The organism is Endozoicomonas sp., assembly GCF_051008435.1.
Lineage (GTDB): Bacteria > Pseudomonadota > Gammaproteobacteria > Pseudomonadales > Endozoicomonadaceae > Endozoicomonas_A.
The window spans coordinates 1-9,073 of sequence record NZ_JBPCXO010000569.1 but is presented as its reverse complement, the minus strand read 5'-3'; the positions used below and the strand labels follow the sequence as shown (position 1 = coordinate 9,073).

Annotated in this window: 8 protein-coding genes and 2 tRNA genes; all 10 read right to left on the bottom strand. The window is 51.2% G+C overall.

All coding sequences use genetic code 11. The features are described 5' to 3' along the window. Positions 1-155: 155 nt before the first annotated feature. Positions 156-425, bottom strand: coding sequence for a 30S ribosomal protein S15 (gene rpsO / locus ACR2PX_RS29205; protein ID WP_434002870.1), 270 nt, complete (start codon positions 423-425; stop codon positions 156-158). Positions 426-596: 171 nt separating this feature from the next. After that, positions 597-1,541, bottom strand: a complete 945-nt coding sequence (gene truB / locus ACR2PX_RS29200) for a tRNA pseudouridine(55) synthase TruB (RefSeq protein ID WP_434002869.1) — start codon at positions 1,539-1,541, stop codon at positions 597-599. A 3-nt stretch (positions 1,542-1,544) separates the two neighbouring features. Beyond that, positions 1,545-1,931, bottom strand: a complete 387-nt coding sequence (gene rbfA, locus ACR2PX_RS29195; protein WP_434002868.1) for a 30S ribosome-binding factor RbfA — start codon at positions 1,929-1,931, stop codon at positions 1,545-1,547. Between the two features lie 307 nt (positions 1,932-2,238). Next, on the bottom strand, positions 2,239-4,857 hold the full coding sequence (infB, locus tag ACR2PX_RS29190; protein WP_434002867.1) for a translation initiation factor IF-2: 2,619 nt from the start codon (positions 4,855-4,857) through the stop codon (positions 2,239-2,241). Between the two features lie 26 nt (positions 4,858-4,883). Next, entirely contained in the window at positions 4,884-6,377 is a 1,494-nt protein-coding gene (gene nusA / locus ACR2PX_RS29185) for a transcription termination factor NusA (protein ID WP_434002866.1), read from the bottom strand. A 171-nt stretch (positions 6,378-6,548) separates the two neighbouring features. Next, entirely contained in the window at positions 6,549-7,016 is a 468-nt protein-coding gene (gene rimP, locus ACR2PX_RS29180; protein ID WP_434002865.1) for a ribosome maturation factor RimP, read from the bottom strand. 221 nt (positions 7,017-7,237) lie between these two features. Next, a tRNA-Met gene (locus tag ACR2PX_RS29175) sits at positions 7,238-7,314 on the bottom strand. 130 nt (positions 7,315-7,444) lie between these two features. Next, positions 7,445-7,531: transfer RNA gene (locus tag ACR2PX_RS29170), tRNA-Leu, on the bottom strand. 35 nt (positions 7,532-7,566) lie between these two features. Continuing rightward, positions 7,567-7,986 (bottom strand): preprotein translocase subunit SecG, encoded by a 420-nt coding sequence (secG, locus tag ACR2PX_RS29165; protein WP_434002864.1) that lies wholly within the window; start codon positions 7,984-7,986, stop codon positions 7,567-7,569. A 2-nt stretch (positions 7,987-7,988) separates the two neighbouring features. Beyond that, positions 7,989-8,735, bottom strand: a complete 747-nt coding sequence (gene tpiA / locus ACR2PX_RS29160; protein WP_434002863.1) for a triose-phosphate isomerase — start codon at positions 8,733-8,735, stop codon at positions 7,989-7,991. Positions 8,736-9,073 lie beyond the last annotated feature (338 nt).

Sequence of the window (9,073 nt, the reverse complement as noted above, 5' to 3'; positions counted from 1 at the left end):
AGCCTGCTGCTGTGATGTTGATTGTACCTCGCTAGGCTTGGCACAAGAGTCACAGTAGTAGACTGGTTCCGCAGTCCACAAGAATCTTCCTTCGTCAAACGCTAAAAACTGCAGAATCGAGTTACAGTACAACCCAAAGTATGCTCCTGCGTGTCTTAGCGACGCAGACCCAGACGCTCGATCAGGGAACGATAGCGCTCAACGTCTTTGCCCTTCAGGTAGTTCAGCATGCTACGACGCTGGTTTACCATGCGAATCAGACCACGACGGGAGTGGTGATCCTTGTGGTTCGCCTTGAAGTGTCCCTGCAAACCTTCGATGTTTGCAGTCAGCAGAGCAACCTGAACTTCAGGGCTACCGCTATCGCCTTCAACGCGACCGAAATCCTTGATAATTTCCGCTTTCTTTTCAGCAGTTAAAGCCATTGCTTTATACTCCAATTAATATGCATTCAAATCAGGCACGACCGTGCATATTTACAGCCAGCCTTTACGTCTTGACAGCATCGACTGTCAACCAAGTGGCGCATTCTAACACCAACCTCCAGCCGGAAGCCAGTCTGTTAAAACCACCACCACGAAGGCAGTATGCCTGCCTTAATTTCCAGAGTTGATCAGCCTCTTGGGCGCGACACGACCGTCTTCATCAATCTCACCAATACCCAGGAATCGAAGCACTTCCTGCCCCTCAATCTGCTCCTGACCATAGATGCGAACATTACCGCTTGTTGGTGCTTGTGGCACCTGAACCGGTTGTCCCTGACTGATGTAATAGCTGCTGGTTGCACCCAGACGAATCTGAGGCCAGTCACTGACCGATGTATCCAAAGGCAGCAACAGCTCATCCAGAGCCTTATGGCCACCACCATCCCGAACCTCTTCTAACTGTTCCAGAGTGTGGGACTGATGCTCAGTATAAGGACCTGCCTTGATTCTATGGAGCTCAGCAACATGACCCAGGCAACCCAGAGCCGCACCAATATCTTCTGCCAGCGTGCGAATGTAGGTACCTTTGGAGCAGTCCACCTCCAAAATTAACCGGTCACCTTCAAAATCGAGCAACTCAAGACGGTAGATAGTGATCTGGCGAGCTGGACGCTCAACCACAATACCCTGACGAGCCAGCTTATAGAGCGGCTCACCATTATGCTTAAGAGCCGAATACATGCTGGGAATCTGATCAATTACACCACGAAAACGATCCAGAATAGCCTCAACATCAGAGCGAGTCACAGTCACCGGACGCTGCTCAACAATTTCGCCTTCGCGGTCACCGGTTTCCGTCTGGATACCCAGTTTGACTTCCGTTCTATAGGATTTGTCAGACTCAAGCAGATACTGGGAGAACTTCGTCGCCTCACCCAGACAAACAGGCAATACACCTGTCGCCAGTGGATCAAGGCTACCGGTATGACCAGCCTTTGCAGCACCATAAAGGCGCTTGACGCGTTGCAGAACATCGTTGGAACTCGCACCCTTTGGCTTATTCACAACCACGATACCGTCAACCTGGCGGCCACGGCTACGCCTGCGCTTTGACATCAATTACTCCTCAGACTTACCCTGATGATCACTGTCACCAGCGCGAGCTTTTGCAATCAACTCATTCATGTGCGCACCACGCCGCAAACTGTTGTCATAGCGGAATCGCAGCTGGGGGATAGTACGCAGCTTGATTGCCCGGGCCAGCTGACTGCGGAGGAAACCGGCAGCACTTTGCATAACCTCAAGCTTTTCATCAACATTGTCCTGGTCGTCTACTCCCAGGAAGGAAACAAACACATCGGCAAATGCCAGATCACGGGAAACTTCCACCGCACTGACCGTTACCATGCCAAGACGAGGATCTTTCATTTCCAGCTGAATCAGCTGAGCCAGTTCTTTCTGAATCTGGTCCGCTACTCGCTGGATACGACTGTATTCTTTAGCCATTGGGGATTTAATCCTGAAAGATGACTCTCAATAGTCATCTTCTTAACGGGAACGCCAGGTGCTCACCCATAGGCACCACAACTCTGCCTGGTCGCAGGGAGTCACCAAAGAGGTTCATCTCCCAGAGCTGCAGACTGCATGTTCATTTTTTAAAATGAACTTCCGTGCATCTGACATCCGCTGATATGAGAAAGCCCGCAGTCTCAGCTGCGGGCTCTATTTTAGCCTGAGAAAGCATCTGCCCACTGATTGCGGAACAGAATGCTTTCTTTCGCTTCAGGTCGCCCTGTGAGCAACCCGTTGCGAATTAGAGGGTGCGCTTGACCTCAACAGTCTTGTACACCTCAATCTTGTCGCCTGGCTTAACGTCGTTGTAGGACTTAACCGCGATACCACATTCCATACCTTCGCGAACGTCCTGTACGTCATCCTTGAAGCGACGCAGGGATTCCAGCTCGCCTTCGAAGATAACCACGTTGTCACGCAGTACACGGATACGATCGTTACGGTAAACAGTACCTTCAACCACCATACAGCCAGCCACCGCACCAAACTTCGGTGAACGGAAGACGTCACGTACTTCTGCTGTACCAACAATCTGCTCACGAGTATCGGAGCCCAGCATACCATTCAGTGCTTTCTTCACATCTTCAATGATGTCGTAGATAACACTGTAGTAACGCAGATCCAGCTCTTCTGACTCGATAACCTTACGAGCAGAAGCATCCGCACGAACGTTAAAGCCTACGATAACGGCATTGGAAGCCAGCGCCAGGTTAGCGTCGGTTTCAGTGATACCACCAACACCACCGGAAATAACCTTAACCTGAACTTCGTCGTTACCCTGCTCTTCCAGAGAGTTGGTCAGAGCCTCAAGAGAACCTCTCACGTCTGCTTTCAGAACGATATTGAGTGTCTTCTTCTCTTCAGTACCCATGCTGGAGAAGATATTTTCCAGCTTGGAAGCCTGCTGACGAGCCAGCTTAACTTCACGGTATTTCCCCTGACGGAACAGTGCGATTTCACGAGCTTTACGCTCATCCTTCACAACAATCAGTTCATCACCAGCATCCGGAGTACCATCCAGACCCAGAATTTCTACTGGGATAGAAGGACCCGCATTTTTGATGGACTTGCCATTCTCATCCAGCATCGCACGAACACGACCATATTGCTGACCTACCAGGATATTATCACCCTGTTGCAGATCACCAGACTGAACCAGAACAGTGGCCACAGGACCGCGTCCTTTATCCAGACGGGATTCAACAACGACACCCTTCGCTGGACCTTCATCCGCAGCCGACAGCTCCAGAACTTCCGCCTGAAGAACGACCGCTTCCAGCAGCGCATCAATGCCTTCCCCGGTCAGAGCAGATACATGCATGAACTGAGTATCGCCACCCCAGTCTTCCGGGATAACACCGCGTGCAGACAATTCATTCTTCACACGATCAGGGTCAGCACCCTCTTTATCCATTTTGTTGACAGCAACAACCAGAGGAACACCAGCAGCTTTTGCGTGCTGAACCGCTTCCTCAGTCTGAGGCATCACACCATCGTCAGCCGCAACTACCAGAATTACAATATCGGTCGCCTTGGCACCACGAGCACGCATAGCGGTAAACGCTGCGTGTCCAGGAGTATCCAGGAAGGAAACCATACCGCGAGGTGTATCTACGTGGTATGCACCAATGTGCTGGGTAATACCGCCGGCTTCTCCAGCCTGTACACGACTCTTACGGATGTAATCCAACAGAGAGGTCTTACCGTGGTCAACATGACCCATTACAGTCACAACTGGTGCACGAGGCTTCTCTTCAAAATCAGAAACTTCGCCTTCCTGACTTTCAACCAGAGAGTCTTCAACACTGTCAGCTTTAGCCAGCTTGAAGGTGTGACCCATCTCTTCCACAACAATGGAAGCGGTGTCCTGATCAATCACCTGGTTGATGGTCACCATGGAGCCCATCTTGAACATCACCTTGATGACGTCAGCAGCTTTGATGGCCATTTTCTGAGCCAGCTCAGCAACAGTGATGGTTTCCGGGATGGAAACTTCACGAATTACAGGTGCTGTTGGCTTGGTAAAGCCGTGAGCTGCCATGGATTCAGGCGTAATGGTACGAGATGCCCTACGGCCACCACCACGACGATCATCCCTGCGACCTGTATTACGTCCGCCACGCTTTTCGCCACGACGACCGCGCTCTTCACGAGGCTCATCACGACGATCTTTAGCTTTACGGCTACGACCTCGCTTTTCACCTTCAGGAGTCGGTATGGGTGCTGCAGCCGGATCAAAACCTGGCGCAGAAGGACCTCGAGCAGGACGATCCCCATCACGACGTGGTGGACGATCTCCATCACGACGCTGCTGCGGTGGACGATCTCCATCACGGCGCTGCTGCGGTGGACGATCTCCATCACGGCGCTGCTGCGGTGGACGATCTCCATCACGGCGCTGCTGCTGTGGACGATCTCCATCACGGCGCTGCTGCTGTGGACGATCTCCATCACGGCGCTGCTGCTGTGGACGATCTCCATCACGACGAGAGTCACCACGATCATCTCGACGGGCTTGTTTCTCTTCCGAGCCCTGCTCTTCCGCTTTTTCGTTCTTGACGTAGGTACGCTTTTTACGAACTTCTACATTAACAACTTTTTTCTTACCAGCGCCGCCGCCACCAGACACTTTCATCTGGCTGACAGTTTTGCGCTTGAGAGTGATCTTGGTAGGCTCAGCCGTACCCGTGTGATCACCATGAACGCTTTTAAGGTGAGCCAGTAACTGCTTCTTTTCAGAATCCGACACGGCTTGTGAAGCTTTAGTTTGCTTCAGGCCAGCATCCTGCATCTGCTGCAGCAACCTTTCGACCGGAGCGCCGACCACCTTCGCGAGTTGTTCTACGGTTACTTCTGCCATTAACACTTCTCCTCTCAGTGGCCCGCTCAGTTACCAGCTTCCTCGAACCAGGGAGCACGCGCCGTCATAATCAATTCACCCGCACGCGTCTCGTCCATACCTTCTATAACGAGAAGGTCGTCAATGGACTGCTCCGCCAGATCTTCCATAGTAATGACACCCCGGCTGGCCAGCTCCAGTGCCAACTCCTCATCCATACCATCCATAGTCAAGAGGTCTTCAGCTGGCTGTGCGCCATCTAACTTTTCTTCTCGAGCAATGGCCTGGGTCAGCAGTTTGTCTTTCGCACGAGTGCGAAGCTCTTCCACGATCTCTTCATCCATGCCTTCAATTGCCACCATCTCTTCCAGAGGGACATAGGCAATTTCTTCAACAGTGGTGAATCCTTCGTCGACCAGCAACTGCGCCAGTTCTTCATCGATATCGAGCAGATCAATAAAACTCTGTTTAAACTTATCCGCTTCCTTTTCTTGCTTGGTAGCGGCTTCAGCTTCTGTCATGACGTTCAACTTCCAGCCAGTCAATTCACTGGCAAGTCGAACATTCTGACCACTACGACCTATAGCCTGGGCCAGATTATCTTCGCTGACAGCGATATCCATAGTTCCGGAATCTTCATCAACGATAATGGAGGCAACCTCTGCAGGCTGCATGGCATTGATCACATACTGGACAGGGTTTTCGTCGTACAGAACAATATCGATACGCTCATTACCCAGCTCACCGGATACTGCCTGTACACGAGCACCACGCATACCTACGCAGGCACCCACCGGATCAATGCGGCCGTCATTAGTCTTGACGGCAATTTTTGCCCTGGAGCCTGGATCACGGGCAGCCGCCTTGATCTCCAGAACTTCTTCAGCAATTTCTGGCACTTCAATGCGGAATAGTTCAATCAGCATTTCAGGCACAGTTCGGGACAGCATCAGCTGCGGTCCACGACCTTCCGTGGAAATGTCATTCAGCAGAGCTCGCACATGGCTTCCCATGCGAAAGTTCTCACGAGGCAGCACATTATCCTTGCGCAGCACGGCTTCAGCATTGCTGCCCAAGTCAACAATAATACTGTCGCGGGTCGTCTTCTTTACGGTTCCGTTAACCAGATCGCCTAGCTTGTCACGGTACTGTTCAACCATTTGGGCACGCTCAGCTTCGCGCACTTTCTGAACAATAACCTGCTTGGCTGTCTGAGCAGCAATCCGTCCAAACGCAACAGACTCAACCTGCTCTTCCCAGACTCCACCGATCTCCAGGGACTCATCCTTTTCCTTACCCTCATCCAGGGTAAAGTGCATGCCCGGAAACTCGAAGTCTTCATCCGCAACTATGGTCCAACGACGGTAGGTATCGTATTCACCGCTAGTACGGTCAATCGCTACCCGGATATCCACTTCTGTTTCGTAACGCTTTTTAGTCGCAGTCGCCAGAGCAATCTCCATAGCCTCGAAGATCACTTCGGGTGGAACGCCCTTCTCGTTGGAAACGGACTCAACGACCAACAGAATTTCTTTACTCATGCTCTGCCTCGCCTATGCTGAACCAGTCCATGCCTTTGCCAACACTTCCCTGGCCGTTAACCGGGAAGGCCCTTGTCTGTTATCAACTTTTTTGTTGCAGACAATGGCTAACAACCCGGCCTGAACCTTTTACCCACCTTATTCTGGTCATTACCAGCTGTGAGCCTGAAGTTAGTCGAATCTCGGTATCACCTGAGCCTTGTCTATGCTCTCAATGGGAAAAAGCAGCTCATGGTCATCTACGATCAACACCACGTCCTGATCTTCTATCCCTTTTACAAAACCCCTGTACTTGCGGCGCCCTTCAAAGGGAACCCTCAAACGTACATTGACCTCTGCACCCGCCCAGGCAACATAGTGCTCAAGCGTAAACAACTGCCTGTCCACACCGGGCGAGGAAACTTCAAGGGTATACTCTTTCGTGATGGGATCTTCCACATCGAGAACCCCACTTACCTGGCGACTGACGACTTCACAATCATCCAGTTGAATCCCCTTTTCTTTATCAAGGGAATCGATATAAATGCGAAGCATTGATTGCTTGCCCTGGGATCTGAACTCAATACCCCAAAGCTGGTAGCCTAGGGATTCAACCACGGGTCCAATCAATGCTTCCAGCTGCGACTGCTTACCTGCCACGTTGGAAACACCTGTCTGCAAAAACAAAAAAAGGGCTTAAAAGCCCTGTCTCTTCTATGCACCCAGTTTTCCAGCTGGACGCAGCTAAAGGAGCTTGCCAAACACACGCTAACGAGCGTGAATCCAACAAACTCCTAGAGTCTTATCGGGGCCAACAACTCAAGCCCTTCGAAAGACTCTGACGCACCTAATAAAAAACCCCATAATGGGGTTTAATCATTTGGTAGCGGGGGCCAGATTCGAACTGACGACCTTCGGGTTATGAGCCCGACGAGCTACCAGGCTGCTCCACCCCGCATCAAACCTATTCCAGTATACTGCCAGCTACGAACTTGCACCACAAGCCATAACTGTAGATACGTCTTTTAATCCTTACAACACTATACTAGATACTTCTCTTCCATTTACTCAAAAAGTTAATGGCAATTTGGTGCCCAGAGCGGGACTTGAACCCGCACGACCGTTAGGTCACCGCCCCCTCAAGACGGCGTGTCTACCAATTCCACCACCTGGGCAAACACCACCACTACATCCTGCTTAAAGCTAGCTCTTATTGAGCTGGAGGCAGAGACAGCTCTTTATTCTGCTCGTCACTTTCGACGGGCTGTGATTCTATCACAGGAGCATCACTCTCGACACTCTTTTCTGAGGTTGCTTCTGGAGCAATTGGCGCGTCTCCGGCCGGAACTGACTCCTCAACAATCACAGCTGGCACACCTGCATCACCGATGCCGTCTGCCTTCTGCCTGGCCACCATAGCCAAAGCAAAGCTGGTCACAAAAAACACTGCTGCAAGAATCGCTGTTGTGCGACTCATGAAGTTGCCAGTACCCTGGCTACCAAACACTGTTTGTGACGCGCCGGACCCAAAACTGGCACCGGTTTCTGCACCCTTACCCTGCTGCAACAAAATCAGACCGATTACGGCAGCAGAAGCAAGAACATGAACAATAAGAATTATGGTTTCCATCACTATCCCGCAGCGTGACAGATCGCCTGGAACTCTTCAGCAATCAAGGAGGCTCCCCCCACAAGACCGCCATCAACATCGGGCAAAGCAATCAACTCCACAGCGTTAGCTGCTTTCATGCTACCACCATACAGAACACGAGTTCTGTCAGCCATAGCCTGATCATGCTTTGCCAGCAAACCGCGAATCACAGCGTGTACTTCCTGCGCTTGTTCCGGAGTTGCAGTCAGCCCGGTTCCAATAGCCCATACAGGCTCATAAGCGATCACAAAGTTTGCCAGACGCTCCGGACCTGCAGTCCGCAGCACAGCTTCAACCTGAGCCGTCACCACCTTCATGGTGTCGCCAGCTTCTCGCTCTTCCAGAGTTTCACCCACACAAAGGATAGGCACTAAACCCTGATCAGTCAGAGCACAGAATTTCGCAGCAACATCCTCATCACTCTCTGCAAACAGAGAGCGACGCTCAGAATGACCAATGATCACGTATTCAATACCGAGATCTTTAACCATCAGAGGCGAAACCTCGCCAGTAAAAGCACCAGAAGCCTTGTCAGATACATTCTGCAAGCCAACCTTAATAGCGCTACCAGCCAACTGTTCGCGAATGCCTTGAGCATATACCGAAGGTGGGCAAACCAGTACTTCAGCTTTCGTATTCAGTCCTGAAACAAGCTTATCCAGTAATTTACGGTTATCTTCAAGAGATCCGTTCATCTTCCAATTACCGGCAACTAGTGGCTGACGCATACTGCTCACCTCAACATTCGCGAGGTCGGCATACTAACCCAGGTACCGTTATTATACAACTGTGCAGGCACCTGTCGCCGGCAATTTTCCACTGCCTGATAAAAATCAATAAACTCATGATCAATCAAGCACATAGCCAATCATTTCAACACATTCTCAGCCTGATAGAAACGACCATTCTGAGCATCTATTTGATCATCAAAGCGCAGCGTGACGTACTCCCACCACTAAGCCGCTGATGCGGCTATAGTGGGGGCTTCTTGTGACCCATGCTGAGAACTCTCAACACCTTTCGCTGTAGCACCTGCGCTGACAGGTATTGCTACAGGGGGACTCTT

Excerpts from the sequence above, each read along its gene's own strand:
- rpsO (WP_434002870.1), bottom strand. The coding sequence starts at position 425 with ATGGCTTTAACTGCTGAAAAGAAAGCGGAAATTATCAAGGATTTCGGT.
- truB (WP_434002869.1), bottom strand. The coding sequence starts at position 1,541 with ATGTCAAAGCGCAGGCGTAGCCGTGGCCGCCAGGTTGACGGTATCGTG.
- rbfA (WP_434002868.1), bottom strand. The coding sequence starts at position 1,931 with ATGGCTAAAGAATACAGTCGTATCCAGCGAGTAGCGGACCAGATTCAG.
- infB (WP_434002867.1), bottom strand. The coding sequence starts at position 4,857 with ATGGCAGAAGTAACCGTAGAACAACTCGCGAAGGTGGTCGGCGCTCCG.
- nusA (WP_434002866.1), bottom strand. The coding sequence starts at position 6,377 with ATGAGTAAAGAAATTCTGTTGGTCGTTGAGTCCGTTTCCAACGAGAAG.
- secG (WP_434002864.1), bottom strand. The coding sequence starts at position 7,986 with ATGGAAACCATAATTCTTATTGTTCATGTTCTTGCTTCTGCTGCCGTA.
- tpiA (WP_434002863.1), bottom strand. The coding sequence starts at position 8,735 with ATGCGTCAGCCACTAGTTGCCGGTAATTGGAAGATGAACGGATCTCTT.